The sequence below is a fragment of the Gordonia aquimaris genome (assembly GCF_026262595.1).
Classification (GTDB): Bacteria; Actinomycetota; Actinomycetes; order Mycobacteriales; family Mycobacteriaceae; genus Gordonia; species Gordonia tangerina.
In genome coordinates this window covers 180898-201870 of sequence record NZ_JAPKFM010000001.1, presented here as the reverse complement: position 1 = coordinate 201870, position 20973 = coordinate 180898, and the positions used below count along the sequence as shown (strand labels likewise).

Below are 20973 nucleotides of genomic sequence, written 5' to 3'. Positions count from 1 at the left end.
TGGTTCCTCCGGTTGTTGGCTCCAACGTACGTCATGTGGAGATCATTCCTCCACTTGTTATTCTGTGAGCATGAACACCACCGACGGTGAGGTCGGCGGACGCAAACTCCGCGCCGACGCCGAACGCAACCGGCAGCGCATCATCGCGTCCGCCCGCGAGCTGTTCGCCGAGCGAGGTCTGGAGGTCACGCTCGACGATGTGGCGGCACATGCGGGTGTCGGGGTGGGGACGGTTTACCGACGATTCGCCAATCGAGACGAACTGATCGTCGGCGTGCTCACCCAACACCTCACCGAGGTCGCCGAACGAGCTCGCGAGACTCTCGACGAGTCGGACCCGTGGCAGGCCGTCGTCGACATCCTGACCCTCGTGGTGTCGTCGATGGCCGCCGACCGCGGCCTCGCGACGATGATCATGACGATCGATCACTCACATCCGGACATCCTCGCCGCGAAGGCGGTGCTGACCGAGCGGCTGCAGCAGGTCCTGGCGCGGGCGCATGCGGCCGGGGTGATCCGACCAGACCTCGAAGCGAACGACTTCTTTCCGATTCTCACCATGCTCAGGACGGTTGCCGAGAGTCTCGCCCCGACGGCGCCGGGTACCTGGCGCCGATACCTGGGCCTGATCCTCGACGGCATCCGCGCCGACGGTCGCGATCCGCTGTGGGGAGCGCCGCTCACCGATGCGCAGATCGTGCAGATTCAGAAGGGTGCGAGTCGGGATCGGTGAACGTACCTACTCGATCAGTCCTTCGTTCTTGAGCCACTCGTAGGCGACATCGGAGGGATCCTCGCCGTCGATGTCGACCTGGCCGTTGAGTTCCTGCATGACATCATCGGTCAACCGGCCCGAGACTTCCTCCATCAGCGGAGCGATCTCCGGGTGTGCGTCCAGGATCTCCTTGCGTACCACCACGGTTCCGCTGTAGGGCAGGAAGTACTTCTTGTCATCCTCCAGCACAACAAGATTGAGGTTCTTGATCCGGCCGTCGGTGGTGTACACCATGCCGAAGTTGCATGGCGCGCTGTTGGCGGTCGACGTGTAGACCACACCCGAATCCATCTGTGTCACATTGCCGGTCGGGACCCCATTCGGAGTGTTGTAGGGCATGTCGTAGGTCTGCAACATCGGTAGGAATCCATCAGGCCTGCTGAAGAACTCATCGTTGATGCAGAACGTGCGATCCGGCACCGGCAATCGGGTGATGTCGGACATGGTGGCCACCCCGAGCCGCTCGGCCGCCGGCGTTGATGCCGCGAATGCGTAGGTGTCGTTGAAGTTGGCCGGCGGCAACCACACCAGGTCGTTCTCGGCCAGCTCGACGTCGTGGACCCGTTGCCACAGTTCCTGCGGATCGGCGATGACTTCTGTCTCGCCGAGATAGGTGACCCACGCGGTGCCGGTGTACTCCCACGTGAGGTCCGCGGCGCCGTTGAGCATCGCCTGCCGCGACGAGGCGGAGCCGGGCGCATTGGTCATGTCGTTGACGTCGGCACCCGCGGCTGCCAGATAGGTGGCGGCGATCTTGCCCAGGATGATGCTCTCGGTGAAGTTCTTCGAGGTGACCGTGATCTCGGCGCCTGCGAGAGGAGTGGCGCCGTCCGGCAGCGACGCCTTGCGGAACGTGCCCGATGAACTGACCAGACCGCATCCGGCCAACGCCAGCGCCGCAACGAGTACGGCGACGAGAATGCGCGCGCCGCGGCGCCGCCGGATCACGCGATCCCCCTCGGTGTCGCGACCAATTCGACGAGGCGACCGAGCCAGTCGATGGTCAACGCGAGCAGACCCACCAGCACCGCCCCAGAGATCAGGAGTTTCGGAAGGAACAGGGTCACGCCGGTGGTGATCAGTGTGCCCAGGCTGGTCGCACCGATGAACGTGCTCAGTGTTGCTGTGCCGACCAGGATGACCAGCGCAGTCCGAACGCCGTTGAGAATCACCGGAACTGCCAGCGGCAATTCCACCTGCACCAGGGTGCGCAGGCCGGACAACCCGATACCGCGCGCGGCTTCGACGGTGCGCTGATCCACCTGACGCAGACCGACGATCGTGTTCTGCAGGATCGGCAGCACGGCGTACACGACCAAACCGACCACCGCAGTCCGGAATCCGGTGCCCAGCCAGAACGTGAACAGCACCAGCAAACCGACCGCCGGTGCGGCCTGGCCGATGTTGGCGATGTTGACCGCGATCGGGTTGAGCCACTTCATCGACGGCCGCGTCAGCACTATGCCCAACGGGATGGCGATGGCCACCACGATCACCGTCGCCACCACGGTCAGCTTGATGTGGTCATAGATGGTCACACGCAGGTTGTCCCAGGCGAGTGCAGCCTGCTCGGTATCGGTCAGCGTCGTCACCTGATACCAGACGATGTAACCGACCAGCAGCACGACGATGATGAGCGGTTCGAACCACACATCCATCGGGAGGCGTCTCAGTCGTTTCATGAGTGCTCGTCGACCTCGTCATCGGCCGCCACGATCACCGGCATCTCGTCGGTCGACGAACCCTCGGCATGTTCGATGTAGCCGTCGCGTTCCTCCTCGGGACGTGCCTCGGAGAGTTGGCCGCGGATCACTTCCATGACAGTGTCGATCGACAACGATCCGACCACGGCGCCGCGTCCGTCGGTCACCAGCGTGCCGCCCTGGCTCGCGGCGAGCATCGAGTCGAGGGCATCGTTGAGCGTCGATGATCGCGCCACCACCGGCAGACGGCGATCGATGTAGTCGGAGACCTGAGGTTTCGCGGCCAGCTCATCCAGCGACGGCCAGGCGCGCGGGTGACCGTGGTTGTCCACCACCACGACCCAGGTGTGCCCGGCGGCGTGTGCGCGCCCCAGCACGGTCTGGGAATCCTCGCCGACCCGGGCGGTGGTGACCGGCGCTGCTTCGACGTCGCGTACCCGCGACAGCGTCAGGTGCGCCAATGTGGCACCGGAACCGATGAAATCCTCCACGAACGGGGTGGCCGGGTTGGCCAGGATGTCCTCCGGAGGCGCGTACTGCTCGATGTGGCCGCCCTCGGAAAGAATCAGGACCTTGTCGCCGAGCTTGGTGGCCTCGTCGAAGTCGTGGGTGACGACGACGATGGTCTTGCCGAGCTCGTGCTGGATGCCGATGAGGCTGTCCTGCAGCCGCACTCGGGTGATCGGGTCGACCGCGCCGAACGGCTCATCCATCAACAGGATCGGTGGGTCGGCGGCCAGAGCTCGTGCCACACCCACCCGCTGCTGCTGGCCACCCGACATGTCCTTGGGCAGGCGATCGGCGAATTCGGCCGCGTCGAGCCCGACCAGATCCAGTAGGTATTCGACACGCTCGGCAATCCGCTTCTTGTCCCAGCCGAGCACACGCGGGATGGCACCGATGTTTTTGGCGACCGACCAGTGTGGGAACAGACCGCCGGACTGGATCACGTAGCCGATGCTCTGGCGAAGCTTGTCCGGGTTCTCGTGGGTCACATCGCGGCCGTCGATCAGGATGCGGCCTTCGGTGGGCTCGATCAGCCGGTTGATCATCTTCAGCGTGGTGGTCTTGCCGCAGCCCGAGGGGCCGACGAAGGTGACGATGTTGCCGGCCTCGATCTCCAGGTCGAGTCTGGCCACCGCCGGCTTGTCCTGCCCGCGGTACTGTTTCATCACGCCGTCGAGGTGGATCGACGCCCCGGTGACCGTACGCGCGGGGGCCGTTGACGCGGTTGACGATTCAGTCATTGCAGTCCTTTGGAGATCGTGAGGCGGCCGAGCAGGACCAGCAGTCCGTCGAACACCAGGGCGATGATGACGATGAGAATCGTTCCGGTCAGGGCCATCTCGAGCGCATTGGCTCCACCGAGGCGCGACAGGCCGCTGAAGATCAGCGACCCCAGCCCCGGACCGAGCACATAGGCCACGATCGCCGCGATGCCGATGATCATCTGGGTGGACACCCGGATGCCGGTGAGAATCACCGGCCACGCGATCGGCAATTCGACCGACACCAGGATGCGCCAACGCGGCAAGCCGATTCCGCGTGCGGACTCGATGACCGACGGTGGAACCGAGCGCAACCCGACGATCGCATTGCCGATGATCGGCATCGTCGCGAAGAACGCGAGCATGATGAATGACGGCACCACACCGAGCCCGAACGGCACGATCAGCAGCGCGAGCAACGCCAGCGACGGAATCGTCAGCGCGACGCGACTGGTGGTGAGCGTGAACGCGGAGAAGAATGGCGCCCGATAGACCACCACCGCGGTCAGCACCGCGACGATCGTGCCCACCAGGACGGTCTGGAACGCCAGTGACGCATGCTGATACGTCAGGAACGTCAGATTCGCCGCGTGACCCTGGATGTAGTCCCACAGCTGCACACCGAACCCCCTCGTCGTCGACCCCGACGCCTGGCCTGTCAGTCGCAGACCGCTGGCTGGCGTCCGGAGCTGAACCGCACACAACCCTAACGCCGGAATGCATTGCGCTGAGGGTTTTGCGAATGCTCAGTAGCCGGAAAGCTTTCGTTCAGGTCGTCGACAATGCCGTCTGAGCTGTGCTGATGATCTTCGGATAACAATTCTCGAAAGAATTGGTCCACGGGTGACGAAACGGTCACAATTGCTTGTCGAAGCATTTCTCCAAGCGACGCCCGGTGATCCGCCACCCCGCCTCGGTATGTCGCCAGGCGTCGACGTACCAGAGTCCCAACAGAAAGGTCGAGTTGTCCGGCGTCTGCATCGGGTTGAGACACAGCGTGCGCGTGGACGCGGTGTGGCCGTCGACAAGCATGTCGTGATTGCCCAGCAGGTGGCAGTACGCCGAGAAGGCCGGGAGTACCTCGGCCAGCCACGCTTTCACCTCCGTGAGACCGCCGGTGATACCGCCCATCGCGCTGTAGTCGATGGTGGCGTCGTCGGTGAAGACCTTTCCGAGGTCATCGAAATGTCCGGCGTCCACGGCGGTCGAGTAATCGGTCAACACCTGCTGTATCTCCAGGCGTGCAGAGATTTCTTCCAAGGTCAGCATCTCTATTGATTACCCCACCCGAGGCCGTCGTCGTTAGGGTTGGGGCATGGCAGTGAGCCGGCCGACCGATCCGTCCGAAGAGGTGCAGCGCGCGCCTCGGGCGCGCATGACCGGTGCCCAACGCAGGCTCCAACTGATCGAGGTGGCCCGCGGACTGTTCGCCGAGCGAGGATTCGAGGGCACCTCCGTCGAGGAGATCGCCCAGCGCGCCGGAGTATCCAAGCCCATCGTCTACGAACACTTCGGCGGTAAGGAAGGTCTCTACGCGGTCGTCGTCGACCGGGAGATGGAGACCCTGTTGGAGATGGTGACCTCCTCGCTCACCAAGAACCGGTCGCTGTATCGCATCCAACAGGTCGCCCTGGCCCTGCTGACCTATATGGAGGAACGCACCGACGGCTTCCGCATCCTGGTGCGCGGTGACCGCACCGACGCCACCGACACCATGACCTATTCGAGTCTGCTCAACGATGCGGTCAGCCAGGTCGAACACATCCTTGCCGGCGACTTCGAACGTCGCGGCTTCGATCCCGCACTGGCGCCGCTGTACGCCCAGGCCCTGGTCGGGATGGTGTCGGTGACCGCGCAGTGGTGGCTCGATGTGCGAGAACCGTCCAAAGAGGTCGTCGCCGCGCATCTGGTGAACCTCTGCTGGAACGGATTGACCCGGTTGGACCCGGCGCCGCACCTCGTCGGCCCCGACTACGTGGAATCGCGCGATCGAACCACCGCCGAAGGTCAGGCCTGAGCGGAGCGAGACCGACCGATCTGCTGTCGGGCATCATCGACACCATGGTCACCATCCGTCCCGTCGCCGACACCGATTGCGGCGCCATCGCCGACATCTACCGGCACTACGTGGAACACACGGTCGCCACCTTCGACTACGAGGCACCGACCGCGGCGGACTGGGCAGCCAAGATCGCAGCTATCCGCGCGGCGGGTCGACCCTTCCTCGTCGCCGAGGGCAGCGGAGTGGGGGCCGACGGTGTCGAGGTCGGCGTCGCCGGGGACGTGTTCGGATTCGCCTACCTCGGTCCGTTCCGCGACAAGCGAGCCTATGACCGGACGGCCGAGGACACCATCTACCTACGGCCCGGCGCCGGCGGGCGTGGTATCGGGACGAGTCTGCTCGCAGCGCTCCTCGACGCCGCCGAACCCGGCAATGTTCGGCAGATCATCGCGGTCATCGCCGCCACCGGGGGAGAGGCGTCGATCGCACTGCACCTGAAGAACGGTTTCGTCGAGGTCGGCCGCACACCTGCGGTCGGATACAAATTCGACCAGTGGATCGACTGCGTCTACCTGCAACGATCAGTGGACTGACCAGGTCGCGGGTGGTGCGGAGAGGGCCGAAACCGCGCCGTTAGAATCGCAGGAGTGTCGACTACCCCCGCCCTGCACGGGCTTGCCGCGCTGACGTGTGCCGACAAGGCGATCGCGGACCTGCTGGGACGTCGCGGTCAGGAACGACTCGACATCACCGCGCCCGACGCCGCCCGCCCCTTCGTGGTCGCCTGTCTGGCGGCCGCCGCCCAGCACGATTCCGTGCGGGCGCCGCTGCTCGTGGTCTCGGCCAACGGCCGTGAAGCCGATGATCTGACCACCGAGCTGACCGAACTGCTCGACGACCCGGCCGCGGTGGCGCAGTTCCCGTCGTGGGAGACGCTGCCGCACGAGCGGCTCTCGCCCAGCGCCGACACCGTTGGGCAACGACTCGCGGTGCTGCATCGACTCGCCGAGCCCGACGCCGGTAGCGCGCTGCGCGTGGTGGTCACCACGGTGCGTTCGCTGGTGCAGCCGATGGCGCCGGGCCTCGGGTCGGTGCGCACCATCGAGTTGCGCGAGGGCATCGAACTCGACTTCGACCAACTGCTCGTCGACCTGGTCGAGATGGCCTACGAGCGCGTCGACATGGTCGGGCGGCGCGGTGAGTTCGCGGTGCGCGGTGGCATCCTCGACGTCTTTCCGACCACCGCCGACTATCCGGTGCGTGTCGAGTTCTGGGGCGACGAGATCTCCGAGATGCGGGCGTTCTCGGTGGCCGATCAGCGTAGCCAGCCGGAGATCGACGCGTCGTCGGTGCGGATTCATCCGGGCCGCGAGCTGATCCTGACCGAGCAGGTGCGTGCCCGCGCCGCCGATCTGGCCACCGAGCACGCCGGTGAGAAGGTTCTCGCGGACATGCTCGCCAAGCTCGCCGAAGGCATCCCCGTCGAGGGCATGGAGGCCCTCATCCCGATGCTGGTCGACGGCCGGATGCAGCTGCTCACCGAGGTCATGCCGGACGGTACCGGAGTCCTCTTGCTCGATCCAGAGAAGATCCGCACGCGCGCCGCCGATCTCGCGCAGACCGGCGCCGAGTTCCTGGAGGCGTCGTGGACCGCGGCGGCGCTGGGCGCCGATGCGCCGATCGACGGGAGGGAGGCGGGCGGCGGCGGAATCGACCTGCAGGCGAGTGCTTATCGCGCCATCGACGATGTCGAGAAGACCACGGTGGCGGCCGGACGCTCCTGGTGGACGATGAGTCCGCTCGCCACCGGCAGTGACGACGAGGTGTCGCTCGACCTCGCCGCGGGACCCGCTCCGCGCGGCAACGACGACGACATCGCCGCGACCTTCGCGAGCCTGCGGGCGCATGTGCGGACCGGCGGGTCCGCCGCCATCGTCGTGGCCGGTAAGGGCACGGCGCAGCGCGTCGGCGAGCGTCTGGCCGACGCCGAGGTACCCGCCGTCATCGTCGAGCCCGGAACCCGTCCCGAGCCCGGCCAGGTGTCGGTGTTCGGTGGCACCTTGCGAGCCGGATTGGTCTGTCCCGATGCGGGATTGGTCATCGTCACCGAGACCGATCTGACCGGCAACCGGGTCGCGGGGGTGCGCGACGGGCGACGATTGCCGGCCAAACGTCGTAACCAGGTGGACCCGCTGGCATTGAGTGCCGGCGATCTCGTGGTGCACGATCAGCACGGCATCGGCAAGTTCGTCGAGATGATCGAGCGAACTGTGTCGGGAGCCCGTCGCGAGTATCTGGTTCTGGAATACGCCGCGAGCAAGCGCGGTCAGCCCGGCGACCGCCTGTATGTGCCGATGGACGCGCTCGACCAGCTCTCGCGCTATGTCGGCGGGGAACAACCGTCGCTGTCCAAGCTCGGCGGATCGGACTGGCAGAACACCAAACGTAAGGCGCGCAAGGCTGTTCGGGAGATCGCCGGGGAGCTCGTGCAACTCTATGCGGCCCGGCACGCGGCACCCGGGCACGCGTTCAGCCCGGACACGCCTTGGCAGCGCGAGATGGAAGACGCCTTCGACTTCACCGAAACCGTCGACCAGCTGACGGTCATCGCGGAGGTTAAGGCCGACATGGAGCGACCGGTCCCGATGGATCGCGTCATCGTCGGCGACGTCGGATACGGTAAGACCGAGATCGCGGTTCGTGCCGCGTTCAAAGCGGTTCAGGACGGCAAGCAGGTCGCGGTGTTGGTGCCGACAACCATTCTCGCGCAACAGCATCTGCAGACCTTCACCGAACGCATGGCGGGTTTCCCGGTGAAGGTGCGCGGACTGTCGCGCTTCACCGACGCGAAGGAGTCCAAGGGGATTGTCGATGCCATGGCGGCCGGTGACGTGGACGTCGTCATCGGCACCCATCGACTGCTGCAGACCGGTGTGACGTGGAAAGACCTAGGCCTGGTGGTCGTCGACGAGGAACAGCGCTTCGGTGTGGAGCACAAGGAACACATCAAGTCCCTGCGCACCCACGTCGATGTGCTGACGATGTCGGCCACACCGATCCCGCGAACGCTGGAGATGTCGATGGCCGGCATCCGGGAGATGTCGACGATCCTGACGCCGCCGGAAGAGCGTCACCCGGTGCTCACCTACGTCGGTGGATACTCGTCGAAACAGGTCGCGGCGGCCATCCGGCGCGAACTGCTGCGCGACGGCCAGGTGTTCTATGTCCACAACCGCGTATCCACCATCGACAAGACCGCCCGCGACATCGCGGCGATGGTGCCCGAGGCGCGGGTGGTGGTGGCGCACGGGCAGATGAACGAGGACCAGCTCGAGCGAACCGTCGCCGGGTTCTGGAACCGCGAGTACGACGTCCTGGTGTGCACCACGATCATCGAGACCGGCCTCGACATCTCCAACGCGAACACGTTGATCGTCGACCGGGCCGAGAACCTCGGTCTCTCGCAACTCCATCAGCTGCGGGGCAGGGTGGGACGCAGCCGGGAGCGGGGCTATGCATACCTGCTGTACAGCCCGGAGCGGCCGCTGACGGAGACGGCATACGACCGGCTGGCCACCATCGCGCAGAACAACGAACTCGGTGCCGGCATGGCGGTGGCGCTGAAGGATCTCGAATTGCGCGGCGCCGGAAATGTGTTGGGCGGGGAGCAATCCGGTCACGTCGCCGGCGTGGGATTCGACCTGTATGTGCGTCTGGTCGGTGAAGCGGTGGAGGCCTACCGGGCGGCCGCCGACGGAAAGCCCGTCGCGTCGAGTGAGCCCACAGAGGTTCGCATCGACCTACCGGTGGACGCGCACATCCCGGTCGAGTACGTCGACTCCGACCGACTGCGGCTGGAGGCTTACCGGAAGCTGGCCGGGGCCACTGATGACGCCGCCGTCGACGGCGTGCTGGCCGAACTCGCCGACCGGTACGGCGAGCCGCCCGAGGAGACCCGCCGGTTGGCGTCGATTGCCCGGTTCCGGCTGCGTTGTCGCGAGCGTGGCGTCACCGAGGTGGGGCTGGCGGGCACGGGCGTGAAGATCTCGCCGATGACGCTGCTCGACAGCGAGCAGGTGCGGCTCAAGCGGTTGTATCCGTCGGCGGGCTACCGGGCGACCACCTCGGTCATCACCCTGCCCATCCCGCGCACGGGGGGCGTCGGCTCCGCGAGGTTGCGCGACGAAGAGCTGATCGACTACCTGACGACGTTCCTGCTCGGCTTGCGTCCCGAATCGTCCTGACCTGACTCCGGATTGATCGTCGATCGTGCTCAGCGTTGCGTCGATCGTGTCCGGCGTTGCGTCGATCGTGTTGGGCGTTGGGTCGATCGTGCGTGTGATTCCGTTCGTTGGTGATCAGAAGTAGGCACCGCGCGACCGGAGTGCACTCTCGATCTTCATGATGACCTCCCACGGCCGGACTCGGAGATCCTCTGCGGTTAGCCGGATGACGATCTAACCATCGTCGTCGAGTTGGGCATCCCGGGCTGCGTCGTGAGCTCGCTGTTCCGGAGTCGAGTGAAAGTCCTCGCCGTCGTATTCGATCGCGATCTGGTACTTCTCGTAGCCGAGGTCGATTCGCGCGTAGATCCGACCGGTCTTGTCTGCCACCCGAATCTGCAGTTCCGGAGTCGGGAGGTCGGCACGGATCGTGAGCAGACGAAGCCAACTCTCCGGTGGGGACTCCGACAGCCCGTCGATGAGCGGGATGAGTAACCGCAGTTGTCGTATGCCGCGGTGACCATTGTGCTCGTCGGCGTACGTGTGCAACTCGGCGATCGAGAAGTCAGTCGCGCGCGCCAGATCGTCGAGCCGGCCGAGGGCGCGTCAGTCCGGTGCTTGTCGACCCGGGTCATACGCGGTGCGAACGGGAGTCGTCACCTCGATACCGTCGACCGTCATGCCGCTGCGCTCGATCACCCGCTGTCTTCTGACGAGCCGCTTTTCCTGGATTTCAGAATTTCGTGTCATGGCCATCAGACGTGTACCGAGGGGCATCGGTTTCGTGCTCCTCGGAATCGGCGATGACCTGTGGATAATGCGGACGACCTGTGGAATTCGGACACGGTCGGCGAACGGTGGGACACGGTCGGCGAATGCGGGCGCACGGTCGGCGATTGCTGGTGTTGGTCAGGATGCGGGAACGGCGGGTCCCGAAGCGGTCTCGGCGCATCCTGGGATACGTTCGATGCACCTGCGTCCGAAGGAGTCCGATCGCCGATGACAGTGATCCTGCTCGACCCGATGCGCCCCGACGTGTTGCCCACTCGCGCGGTGCCGTTGCTGGCAGGAGCGCTCGCGGTGACCGAGGACATCCATCCATCCACCCTGTGGGACCTCGGGATCACCGGGGCCTCGTGGGCCGAACGCGATGACCCTGGCGCAACGTTGCTGTCCTCCGACCGGACGCATCGATTGGTGCGGGTGCGGATCGAACGTGGCGACGAAGTCATCAGCGCCACCCGTCTGCCGGGTGAGGCGCTGCTCGAGTCCGTCGCGCTGATGGACACCCTTCGGCGCAACGGCCCGTGGGAGAGCACCCAGACGCACGTCTCCTTGCGGCGTTATCTACTCGAGGAGTGCTACGAACTCCTCGACGCGATCGACGACGGGGACCGGAACCTGCTCCGCGAGGAACTGGGTGACTTGTTGTTGCAGGTGCTCTTTCACGCGCGTATCGCTGCCGACGACGCCGACCGTCCCTTCGACATCGACGATGTGGCACGCAGTTTCACCGACAAGGTGCGGGGACGCACCCCCGGGGTGCTCTCGGGTGCCCATGCCGATCTCGAGACTCAGATCCGGGAGTGGGAGGAACGCAAGGCCGCCGAGAAGAAGCGGGGTTCGGTGCTCGATGGCATCGCCACGACCGCACCGGCCCTGGCATTGGCACAGAAGGTGCTCGAGCGACTCGACGCTGCCGGCTTTCCGGTGGACACTGTCGATCAGCAAATCCGTCGGGTCGCGGTGGAACCCGGCGGTGAGAGCATCGAAGAAGTCGTCCGGCAACGCGTTCGCGACCTCATGGCGGACGTGCAGAACGCCGAAAAGCGGGCTGACGCTGCCGGGATGACGCTGCGCGACCGTGACGGCTGGCTGTCGGTGTTGAACGAGGGGCAGGACCCGGTCGGCGAGGGGCAGGGCCCGGTCAGCGAGTGACAGTGACGGTGACGGGCCGGATCACCCCTCGAACAAGCCCTGACCCCACCATTCGCCGGGTTGCAGCCCGGGTGGGATGGCGAATGTGGACGATCCGTTTGGGATCAGGTACTCGGTCATCGCATCCTGCCGCGACAGGACTTGCTGCATCGGGACGAATTGCTTGCCGTTGTCGCGGTTGAACGCGATGAAGAACAACCCGGCGTCGAGGTGTCCGAACCCGTCCGAACCGTCGGTGAAGTTGTAGCCGCGCCGAAGGACCTGGATGCCGCCCAGATTGTCCGGGTGCGCCAACCGCACGTGCGCGGTTCGAGGGATCATCGGCGCGCCGTAGGAGGTCACGTTGAAGTCGGGGGTGTCGAACTCGTCCTGTTGCCCGAGCGGGGCGCCGGATCCTTTGGTGCGGCCGATGATCTGTTCCTGCTCGAGCAGGTTGGCCCGGTCCCACGGCTCGATGTCCATTCGAATTCGACGGGCCACCAGATATGTGCCGCCGGTCATCCACTGCGCGGATGCGGGATTGTCGTCCTTGCCCACCCACACCCATTGATCCAGCACATCGGTCTGGTCGGAACGGATGTTGGCCGTGCCGTCCTTGAACCCGAACATGTTGCGGGGTGTTTCCTGCGACCGGGTGGTCGAGGAGGTGCGCCCGAACCCGAGCTGGGACCACCGTACCGCGACGACGCCGATCCCCATCCGCGCGAGGTTGCGGATGGCGTGCACCGCCACCTGCGGGTCGTCGGCACACGCCTGGATGCAGATGTCGCCGAAAGACCGTGACGGCTCGATCTTCTCGGCCGCGAAGGCGGGAAGGTCGACCAGCGCGGCGGGTTTCCGGTCGGCGATACCGAATCGGTCACGACGATGCGGATCCGAGGCGCTGGGGCCGAACAGTCCCGGCCCGAAACCGATGGTCAGGGTCAGGTTGGCGGCACCGAGGCCGAGCGCCTCACCGGTGTCGGCCGGCGGCGTGTAGTCGCCGAGTCCTACAGCCCCGTCCTCGACGGTGGTCTCACCCCGGGTCATCCGCTCGGCCGCCGACGTCCAGGTCTTGAGCATCGCGATCAGGTCGTCGCGGGAGTCGGTGATCACGTCGAAGCTGGCGAAATGCAGCCGATCCTGGACGGCGGTGACAATCCCGGCCTGTCGTTCACCGCGGAACGGGACGACCCCCGAGGTGTGCGGCACCTGCTCGGCAGCCGTTGCACGGCCCACCGCGACCCCGCCGGCGGCCGCCGCCACCACTCCGACACCGGCCCCACCGAGCAACGCCCGCCGCGAGAAGCGCTGCCTCGTCGGTGTTCCGGATGCATCCGAATCCGCTGGTGCCGACTCGTCCGGCGTCGGGGTGGGATCGGTCATCAGCTCAGTACCAGTCCGGGCACCTGCGACAGTGTGGCCGACAGGGCGTCGATCTTGTTGGACAGTTCCTTGCGCTCCGCGTCGCTCACCTGCGTGTAGGTGACGTATCCGTCGCCCTCGCGATACTGGTCGATCGCGGTGCGTACGTCGGCGAATTGGGCGGTGATCCGGTCCATGAGTGCCTGGTCTTTGGCGGAGATGATCGGTTGCATCTCCGCGATCAATGTCTCGGCGCCGTCCACATTGGCCGCGAAGTCCCACAGATCGGTGTGCGAGTAGCGGTCCTCTTCGCCGCCGACCTTGGTGGCGGCGATCTCGTCGATGAGCGCCTGCGGTCCCTGGACGAACTGACGGGTCTCGAAGGTGAAGTCGGGCTTGTCGACCTCGTCCTTCAACGAGTTGATGTTGGCCAGCAGTTCGCCCGCGGCGGTGTCGGCAGCAGCCTGATCGTCGTTGGCCGTGGCGTCGGCGGCGTCATCGGGAGCGATCTGACCCGGCCCCTCGCCGACCTCCTGTGCCTGCGGGGGCCACAGGATTCGCTCGGTGCGGTGGAAGCCGGTGAAGGGTTGCTCGCCGCCCTCGGTGTCATCCCAACGCATGTCGATCGCCGGGTCGAGGTCGGGAAACGACTCCGCGACCGGTTCTACGCGCTCATAGAACGTGCGCACCTGTCCGAACATCGCGCGAGCCTCATCGAGCTGGCCCGCCTTGATGTGGTCGACGTAGATCTGGGCCTGTGCGGCGAGTCCGGCGACCTGCCCGCGGACATAATCGAGGTAGCGTTCCTTGGCGGCGTTGACATCCGCCGGGACCTCTTCTTTGTCCTTCTTCTCGCCGGACACCGTGATCTCCTCACGGATACCGGTGCCGACCATGCCGGGCTTGCACGCGACCGTGTAGGTGCCCGGGTCGGTGACCTCGACGGTCAGGTTGCCGGATAGGCCCGGCCCGATGTTCTCCACCTCGCCCAGGACGCGATTGTTGTTGCCGTACACGTAGAACTCGGTGACCTTGGAACCATTGTTGGTGACCGTGAAGTTCACGTCGCCGGTCTGGGCGTCGGTGCCGTCGAGATCGCAGGCGTCGTTGGAGGACGTGACCGCGATCGCGCCGTCGGAACCGGCCTTGGATGTGCAGCCGGCCAGCAGCAGGGGAGCGGACACGGTTAGCGCCAGCAACACAACCGCGGTGGAACTTCTCGGGTTCAACGGGGATTCCTTTCCGATACCGGCTCGGAGTGCGCCGGGGTGTCCGCGTTCTGCTTGGCGGGTGGTGGTCGACGATTGGCGCGTAGGAACAACGTGAGCACGACCGCCACGTACACACACCACGCCACGACCTGGAAAACGGTGGGATCGGGCCGGAAGTTGAAGATGCCGGCGAGGATCGTGCCGTACCAGGATGACTGGTCGTAGGCCGAGCTGATGTCGAAGGCGGGTGTGTTGCCGCCGGGAAGCCAGCCGACCGTCTGCAACGCACGGATGCCGTAGGCGAGGATGCCGGCAGCGACGAAGATCAGGAAGATTCCGGTGTAGAGGAAGAACGTGTGGAAGTTGAGGCGGACCGCCCCTCGGTAGAGCATCACGGTCAGCACGATCGCGACCACGATGCCCACGAGCAGGCCGAGCAGTGGCCACAGGCCACCCGACACACTCTCGGCGTAGCCCACCATCAGCAATGCGGTCTCGAAACCCTCCCGGCCGACCGCTAGGAAGGACAGACCCAACACCGAGGCGGCGCTGGTGAGCAGGGCGTCCGACATCTCCGTCCGCAGATCGGCGGAGATGTGTGCGGCGGCCTTGCTCATCCACAACACCATGGCGGTGACGATGACAACGGCGACCAGCGATGCCAGACCCGCGATGAGTTCGGCGGTCAGTGAGGTGACCGTCGACGTGCCCAGGTGGATGATCAGGAAGATCGTGATGACCATCGCCACGGCCGCGGCCACGCCGGCCCAGATCCATTTCAGGGCGTCGCGGCGGCCGGACTTGACGGCGAATGCGATCAGGACCATCACCACGATGCCCGTTTCGAGGCCTTCGCGGAGTCCGATGAGTCCGCTGCCGAACATCTGTGCAAAAACCGAGGGTGCACCACCCGCAGCCAGGTACTCCATGCCGACTCTCTGTCTCGCGTCGTTGCCACCGTCACCCCGCGCGGCGTCGTTTGGTGAGGCTAACCACGTGACAGTAACCTCCGGGCACCGGGAACCGAAAGTCTTGGTCGGAAGTTGTTCAGTCGACGGGGGCCCGGTCCCGTGAGTGGCGTAGTGAGTGGAGGACAGAGGATGGGTCGGCTTTCGGCCACGCGGCGGCTGGTGCTCGCTCCGCTGATCGTCGGTGTGACGGCCTTGGCCGCAACGGCCTGCCTGGATCTGCCGTCGCTGAATCGCCCCGACATCCCCGACGGCATCCCACCGGGCGCCGGAGCGCCGACTCCGTATATCGACATCAACGCACCCGGTCGGACGGCCGAACAGCTGCGTGACTGGGCGCGGCCGATCTCGGAGTCGACGGGCATCCCGCTGATCGCCATGGAGGCCTACGGCAACGCCGCCGAGATCCAGCGCCAGCAACATCCCGAGTGCGGGCTGGCCTGGACGACGCTGGCGGGGGTTGCGGCCGTGGAGAGCAAACACGGCACCCATCGCGGCACCGACATCGCCGCCAACGGCGACACCTCGCCGCCGATCCGCGGGGTCGCTCTCGACGGCACGCGCGGCAACATGCAGATCCACGACACCGACGGCGGCACGATGGACGGAGACGCCGTCCACGATCGCGCGATGGGCCCATTCCAGTTCATCCCGGAGACATGGAAGCGCTACGGCGTCGACGCCAACGGAGACGGACGACCGGACCCCGACAACATCGACGACGCGGCGCTGTCGGCTGCGCGGTACCTGTGTGTGTCCTCCGGCGGCGACATGACCACGCCGGAAGGGTGGGAAAAGGCCGTCAAGGTCTACAACAACTCGACCCCGTATGTCCTCGACGTGCGCGATCGTGCCAACGCGTACTCGATCAACATCCGCTACTGACCTTCGGCGGCGATCCCTACCGAGCGGTAAGCGCGCGAGTCCCTCCCTTGCCGCGTGTGCGTTGCGCGCAGCGATTAGGCTTTGACGCGTACCTGTCGGCGCCGACGTGGCGTCGTTCCGTCGAGGACAAAGGGGCTAGAACTGTGGCAATGATCGAGCAGGTCGGTGCGCGCGAGATCCTGGATTCGCGAGGCAATCCGACCGTCGAGGTCGAAGTTGTTCTGGATGACGGCACCTTCACCCGCGCCGCGGTTCCCTCCGGCGCGTCGACCGGCGAACACGAGGCGGTCGAGTTGCGTGACGGCGGTGACCGGTATGCCGGCAAAGGTGTCACGAAGGCCGTCGAAGGTGTGCTGGCCGAACTCGCGCCTGCCGTGATCGGCCTGGAGGCCGAGGAGCAGCGCCTCGTCGACCAGGCCCTGCTCGACTGTGACGGCACTCCCGACAAGGGGCGCATCGGCGCCAACGCCATTCTCGGGGTCTCGCTGGCGGTCGCCAAGGGCGCCGCGGAATCGGCCGGCCTGCCGCTGTTCCGCTACATCGGCGGCCCGAACGCGCACATCCTGCCGGTGCCGTGCATGAACATCATCAACGGCGGCGAGCACGCCGACAACGGCATCGACTTCCAGGAATTCATGATCGCCCCGGTCGGTGCGCCCACGTTCAAGGAGGCGCTGCGCTGCGGCGCCGAGGTCTATCACGCGTTGAAGTCGGTGCTGTCCAAGCAGGGCCTGGCCACCGCGCTGGGTGACGAGGGCGGCTTCGCGCCGGATCTGCCGAACACCGACGCGGCCATCACCGTGATCGGGGAGGCGGTCGAGAAGGCCGGGTACTCCTTCGGCAAGGACGTGGTGATCGCACTCGATGCGGCGGCCACCGAGTTCTACCGCGACGGTGTGTACAAGCTCGAGGGTCGCGACTACTCGACCGAGGAGATGGTGCCGTTCTACGAGAAGCTGGTCACCGACTTCCCGATCGTGTCGATCGAGGACGGACTCGCCGAGGACGACTGGACCGGATGGGCGAAGCTCACCGAGGCGGTCGGCGACAAGGTGCAGCTCGTCGGCGACGATCTGTTCGTCACCAACCCGGAGCGCCTCGAGCGCGGCATCTCCGAGGGTGTCGCCAACGCGCTGTTGGTCAAGGTGAATCAGATCGGTTCGCTCACCGAGACGCTGGATGCCGTGGCGCTGTCGCACAACAACGGCTACAAGACGATGATGAGTCATCGCTCCGGTGAGACCGAGGACACCACCATTGCCGACCTCGCGGTCGCATGTGCATGTGGCCAGATCAAGACCGGTGCACCGGCCCGCAGTGAGCGTGTCGCCAAGTACAACCAGCTGCTGCGCATCGAGGAAGGTCTGGGCGATGCGGCACGCTACGCGGGCGACCTCGCCTTCCCACGATTCTCGTTTGGTTCGTGATTAGCTGGAACCCATGACATCGGGCGGGCGCCGGGAGCGAGGCGATCGGCGTAATCGGACGCGGGCGGACCGTCGCGGCACCAGGACGCGCGGTCCGGCCCGGTCCCGGTCCACGGCGGCTCGTTCTGCGTCGGCTCGCTCCCATCGCTTCTCGGTCACCGAGACAGGTGAGCACGAGGTGCACGACGGCGTCGACGTCGATGACGTCGGCGTCGACGACATGGTCGAACAGCCGGTCGTGCGGCGGGCCCCGCGGGTGTCGAACCGGTCGCGAGCCACGCGGCGTCGGATCGACCGTGCGGCGTGGGTCGCCCGTTGGGAGGGGCTCGACGCGAAGCGCGCGATCGTGCTCGCGCTTGTGGTCAGCGTCGTGGCGTTGACGCTGGCGATGCCGGTGCGTACGTACTTCTCGCAGCGGGCGGAGTTCGAGCAACTGCGTGCGAGCAACGACCAGCTCCGGTCTGAGGTGAGCGACTATCAGCAGAAGGTCAACGAACAAAGTGATCCGGCCTATATCGAAGCGGAGGCGCGTGAGCGGCTACAGTTCGTCCGGCCAGGGGAGAAGGCGTTGGTGATGATGTTCCCCGGCGACGATGCGCGCATTGCTGCCGAGAAGCAGGCGGAGGAGCGGGCCCGGAGCCCGTGGTACGGCAATCTGTGGGAGTCCGTGTCGACCCCACCGACCATCAAGTGAGTGTCTCCGACGCCGATCTCGCCACCATCGCCGAACAGCTCGGACGCGAACCGCGTGGCGTGATCGAGGTGAGCTTCTACACGCCCGACGGCCGCCCGGCGGTGATCAAGACGTCGCCCCGGCTGCCTGATGGCACTCCCTTCCCGACGCTCTACTACCTCACCGACCCGCGGTTGACGGCCGAGGCGAGTCGGCAGGAGTCGGCCGGGGTGATGAAGCAGATGACGGCGCGTCTGGTCACCGACTCCGAGTTGGCGGCGGCCTATCGGCGCGCGCACGAGTCGTATCTGGCCGAGCGTGACGAGCTTGAACCGCTGGGTACCGACTTCTCCGGCGGCGGAATGCCCGACCGGGTGAAGTGTCTGCACGTGTTGATGGCCCATTCGCTCGCCAAGGGCCCGGGAGTCAATCCGCTCGGCGATGAGGCGGTCGCGCTGGCCGCCGAGCAAGGACTGCGCGGCAGCGCCATCCCGGAGGCCTGGCCGCGCGCCACCGACGCCACCGACGCCACCGACGGCGCCGACGGGGAGCAGGGAAGCGGAGGTGTGGCCCGGTGACGGTGGTCGGCGCCGTCGATTGCGGCACCAATTCGATCCGACTGCTGGTGGCGCGGCCCGACGACACCGGGCGTCTGATCGATCTGCACCGCGAGATGCGGGTCGTCCGGCTCGGGCAGGGTGTCGATGCGACCGGCAGGTTCGCCGGAGAGGCCATCGAACGCACACGCAGCGCGTTGGCCGACTACGTGACGACGATGTCCGCGCTGGGGGTCGAACGAGTGCGGATGGTCGCGACATCGGCAACGCGGGACGCGGCCAATCGTGATGAGTTCTTCGCGATGACCGCGGAGCTGCTTGGTGCGGTGGTACCGGGTTCACGGGCCGAGGTGATCACCGGTGACGAGGAGGCGCGACTCTCCTTCGCTGGTGCGGTAGGTGAGTTGGACCCCGCCCGCGGGCCATTCGTGGTGACCGACCTCGGCGGCGGTTCCACCGAGGTCGTCGTCGGTGACGCGGGTGGCGTCCATGCCGCGCATTCGGCCGACATCGGCTGTGTTCGGCTCACCGAACGGTGTCTGCCCTCCGACCCGCCCACCGAATCCGAGATCGCGGCGGCGCGTGAGTTCGCCCGCGCACGGTTGGCGCCGGCATTCGACGCGGTTGCCGTCGACGGCGTGCACAGTTGGGTCGGTGTGGCCGGCACGATGACAACACTGGCGGCGGTGGGAGCCGGACTCGTCGACTACGACCCGGAGGCGATCCACCTGTCACGTATGTCCTTCGCCGATCTCGGCGCGGTGTGCGAGCGTCTGGTGCACATGACCCGGGCGCAGCGCGCCGCACTGGGGCCGATGCATCCGGGCCGTGTGGACGTGATCGGCGGCGGCGCGCTGGTGACGGCGGAACTTGCGAGGGAGATCGCCGAGCGGTCCGCCGTCGGTGAACTGGTGGTGAGCGAACACGACATCCTCGACGGCATCGCGATGGGCCTCGTTAACTGACCCACCCAACAATTCTGTTGGGTAGCATGGGGACATGACCTCAGCACGTGTCCGCGCCATGCCTCGATCGCGACGACCACGAGGCGCCGATCCCGCCGATCCGTTGGCACCCGCCCGCGTCAGCTACCTCGCCGACAGTTTCGGCAAGGCGCGGTTGGCCGAGCTCATCGGCGTCAGCAGATCGCAGCCGACCCGATGGATCTCCGGTGAGGAGTATCCGGGACCGATCGCGGGGCCGCTGCTGATCGACCTCGAGCACATCTTCGCCCGCGCGCGGCTGATCTGGGGTGAACGAGCTGCACAGACGTGGCTGATCAGTCAGAACGTTCACCTCGGCGGGGCGCGCCCGATCGACGCGCTGCGGTTGTCCGGCGCGGCCGCGGTCCTGACGGCTCTCGACGCCGAGGCGTGGGGAGGGGCGGCCTGAGTGCTGGTCTACCGGGTCTTTCCCTACCTCGACTCGGCGGCCGCGGGACGGCCCGGCCACCCGCTGTACGAGCATCGGCCACAGATCGGGGGACGTATCGATCACCCCGACCGGCATGTCTGGTATCTGTCGCGTCATGCGGAGGCCGCCTGCGGCGAATCCTTTGGCAACCTGCGTGCCTGGGTGGATGACATGTTCGAGTTCCCCCAGCTGCCGGGAGCTCGTCGTGCCCTCGGCACGTTTCGGCTGCCCGATGACCTGCGCATACTCGACCTCGACGACCCCGCCCACCTGGTGCGCCTGGGGCTACGACCGTCGCAGGTCGTCGTACGGAATCTGACCGTCACTCAGCGGTGGGGTCAGCAGATCTATACCGAGGCCGATGCGCGCGGTGATCGTGCCTGGGACGCGGTGTCGTGGTGGTCGTTTCACCGGCCGCAATGGAGTGTGCTCGCGTCGTGGGTACGTCCGGAGGTGGTGGCCGTCGACGAACTGGACCTCGATCATCCGGCGATCGTCGACGCCGCCGAGTCGCTCCTGCGACCGGTGGAGCGGTAGGACACTGGCGGACCCCACCGTTGATCAAGTAGCTGCAACCCAACCGGTG

General features: G+C 66.2%; 22 protein-coding genes. 12 read left to right on the top strand and 10 right to left on the bottom strand.

What is annotated here, in order from left to right; translation table 11 throughout:
• Positions 1–70: 70 nt before the first annotated feature.
• Positions 71–733: a TetR/AcrR family transcriptional regulator gene (locus OSB52_RS00940; RefSeq protein ID WP_235725343.1), complete on the top strand. Its 663-nt coding sequence runs from the start codon at positions 71–73 to the stop codon at positions 731–733.
• A gap of 6 nt (positions 734–739) precedes the next feature.
• On the opposite strand, the gene OSB52_RS00935 is transcribed toward OSB52_RS00940, so the two are convergent.
• From OSB52_RS00935 to OSB52_RS00915, 5 genes are all read right to left on the bottom strand, one after another.
• The gene (locus OSB52_RS00935; protein ID WP_235725344.1) at positions 740–1723 is read right to left on the bottom strand and encodes a glycine betaine ABC transporter substrate-binding protein; all 984 of its coding nucleotides are present in this window, start codon (positions 1721–1723) and stop codon (positions 740–742) included.
• A complete protein-coding gene (locus OSB52_RS00930) occupies positions 1720–2457 on the bottom strand; it encodes an ABC transporter permease (protein WP_266059693.1) in 738 nt (245 codons plus the stop codon). Before OSB52_RS00930 ends, OSB52_RS00935 begins: the two co-directional genes overlap by 4 nt.
• Positions 2454–3725 (bottom strand): ATP-binding cassette domain-containing protein, encoded by a 1272-nt coding sequence (locus OSB52_RS00925; protein WP_235725346.1) that lies wholly within the window; start codon positions 3723–3725, stop codon positions 2454–2456. The genes OSB52_RS00930 and OSB52_RS00925 overlap by 4 nt, the downstream gene beginning before the upstream one ends.
• Positions 3722–4366 carry an ABC transporter permease gene (locus tag OSB52_RS00920; RefSeq protein WP_235725347.1) on the bottom strand — a complete coding sequence of 215 codons (645 nt, stop codon included), beginning with the start codon at positions 4364–4366 and terminating at the stop codon, positions 3722–3724. Before OSB52_RS00920 ends, OSB52_RS00925 begins: the two co-directional genes overlap by 4 nt.
• 235 nt (positions 4367–4601) lie before the next feature.
• Positions 4602–5015 carry a nuclear transport factor 2 family protein gene (locus OSB52_RS00915; protein WP_235725348.1) on the bottom strand — a complete coding sequence of 138 codons (414 nt, stop codon included), beginning with the start codon at positions 5013–5015 and terminating at the stop codon, positions 4602–4604.
• 46 nt (positions 5016–5061) lie between these two features.
• On the opposite strand from OSB52_RS00915, the gene OSB52_RS00910 reads away from it, so the two are divergent.
• From OSB52_RS00910 to mfd, 3 genes are read left to right on the top strand one after another with little or no spacing between them, the layout of a single operon-like run.
• On the top strand, positions 5062–5763 hold the full coding sequence (locus OSB52_RS00910) for a TetR/AcrR family transcriptional regulator (protein ID WP_235725349.1): 702 nt from the start codon (positions 5062–5064) through the stop codon (positions 5761–5763).
• A gap of 44 nt (positions 5764–5807) precedes the next feature.
• Complete coding sequence (locus OSB52_RS00905; protein WP_266059692.1) at positions 5808–6341, top strand: GNAT family N-acetyltransferase; 534 nt, start codon at positions 5808–5810, stop codon at positions 6339–6341.
• 54 nt (positions 6342–6395) lie between these two features.
• Positions 6396–9992, top strand: a complete 3597-nt coding sequence (mfd, locus tag OSB52_RS00900; RefSeq protein WP_266059690.1) for a transcription-repair coupling factor — start codon at positions 6396–6398, stop codon at positions 9990–9992.
• 213 nt (positions 9993–10205) lie between these two features.
• Here mfd and OSB52_RS00895 read toward each other — a convergent pair whose 3' ends face one another.
• Positions 10206–10520 carry a putative endonuclease domain-containing protein gene (locus OSB52_RS00895; RefSeq protein ID WP_266059689.1) on the bottom strand — a complete coding sequence of 105 codons (315 nt, stop codon included), beginning with the start codon at positions 10518–10520 and terminating at the stop codon, positions 10206–10208.
• Positions 10521–10577: 57 nt separating this feature from the next.
• Positions 10578–10748, bottom strand: coding sequence for a hypothetical protein (locus tag OSB52_RS00890; RefSeq protein WP_266059688.1), 171 nt, complete (start codon positions 10746–10748; stop codon positions 10578–10580).
• A 222-nt stretch (positions 10749–10970) separates the two neighbouring features.
• Between OSB52_RS00890 and OSB52_RS00885 the strand changes: the two genes are divergently transcribed.
• Entirely contained in the window at positions 10971–11909 is a 939-nt protein-coding gene (locus tag OSB52_RS00885; RefSeq protein ID WP_266059687.1) for a nucleoside triphosphate pyrophosphohydrolase, read from the top strand.
• A 21-nt stretch (positions 11910–11930) separates the two neighbouring features.
• Here OSB52_RS00885 and efeB read toward each other — a convergent pair whose 3' ends face one another.
• The 3 genes from efeB to efeU are packed head-to-tail and all read right to left on the bottom strand — an operon-like array spanning position 11931 to position 15393.
• The gene (gene efeB, locus OSB52_RS00880) at positions 11931–13274 is read right to left on the bottom strand and encodes an iron uptake transporter deferrochelatase/peroxidase subunit (protein ID WP_266059685.1); all 1344 of its coding nucleotides are present in this window, start codon (positions 13272–13274) and stop codon (positions 11931–11933) included.
• A complete protein-coding gene (efeO, locus tag OSB52_RS00875; RefSeq protein ID WP_266059684.1) occupies positions 13274–14482 on the bottom strand; it encodes an iron uptake system protein EfeO in 1209 nt (402 codons plus the stop codon). Before efeO ends, efeB begins: the two co-directional genes overlap by 1 nt.
• Positions 14479–15393, bottom strand: coding sequence for an iron uptake transporter permease EfeU (efeU, locus tag OSB52_RS00870; RefSeq protein WP_266059683.1), 915 nt, complete (start codon positions 15391–15393; stop codon positions 14479–14481). The genes efeO and efeU overlap by 4 nt, the downstream gene beginning before the upstream one ends.
• A 171-nt stretch (positions 15394–15564) precedes the next feature.
• Between efeU and OSB52_RS00865 the strand changes: the two genes are divergently transcribed.
• From OSB52_RS00865 to OSB52_RS00835, 7 genes are all read left to right on the top strand, one after another.
• Complete coding sequence (locus tag OSB52_RS00865; RefSeq protein WP_266059682.1) at positions 15565–16317, top strand: lytic transglycosylase domain-containing protein; 753 nt, start codon at positions 15565–15567, stop codon at positions 16315–16317.
• Between the two features lie 143 nt (positions 16318–16460).
• Positions 16461–17744, top strand: a complete 1284-nt coding sequence (gene eno / locus OSB52_RS00860; RefSeq protein WP_235725352.1) for a phosphopyruvate hydratase — start codon at positions 16461–16463, stop codon at positions 17742–17744.
• A gap of 13 nt (positions 17745–17757) precedes the next feature.
• Positions 17758–18438, top strand: coding sequence for an FtsB family cell division protein (locus tag OSB52_RS00855; protein WP_372512274.1), 681 nt, complete (start codon positions 17758–17760; stop codon positions 18436–18438).
• A complete protein-coding gene (locus tag OSB52_RS00850; RefSeq protein WP_266059679.1) occupies positions 18435–18995 on the top strand; it encodes a DUF501 domain-containing protein in 561 nt (186 codons plus the stop codon). Before OSB52_RS00855 ends, OSB52_RS00850 begins: the two co-directional genes overlap by 4 nt.
• Positions 18992–19939, top strand: a complete 948-nt coding sequence (locus OSB52_RS00845; RefSeq protein ID WP_266059678.1) for a Ppx/GppA phosphatase family protein — start codon at positions 18992–18994, stop codon at positions 19937–19939. The genes OSB52_RS00850 and OSB52_RS00845 overlap by 4 nt, the downstream gene beginning before the upstream one ends.
• A 34-nt stretch (positions 19940–19973) precedes the next feature.
• Positions 19974–20366 carry an MbcA/ParS/Xre antitoxin family protein gene (locus OSB52_RS00840; RefSeq protein ID WP_266059677.1) on the top strand — a complete coding sequence of 131 codons (393 nt, stop codon included), beginning with the start codon at positions 19974–19976 and terminating at the stop codon, positions 20364–20366.
• Positions 20367–20924, top strand: coding sequence for an RES domain-containing protein (locus OSB52_RS00835; RefSeq protein WP_266059675.1), 558 nt, complete (start codon positions 20367–20369; stop codon positions 20922–20924).
• Positions 20925–20973 lie beyond the last annotated feature (49 nt).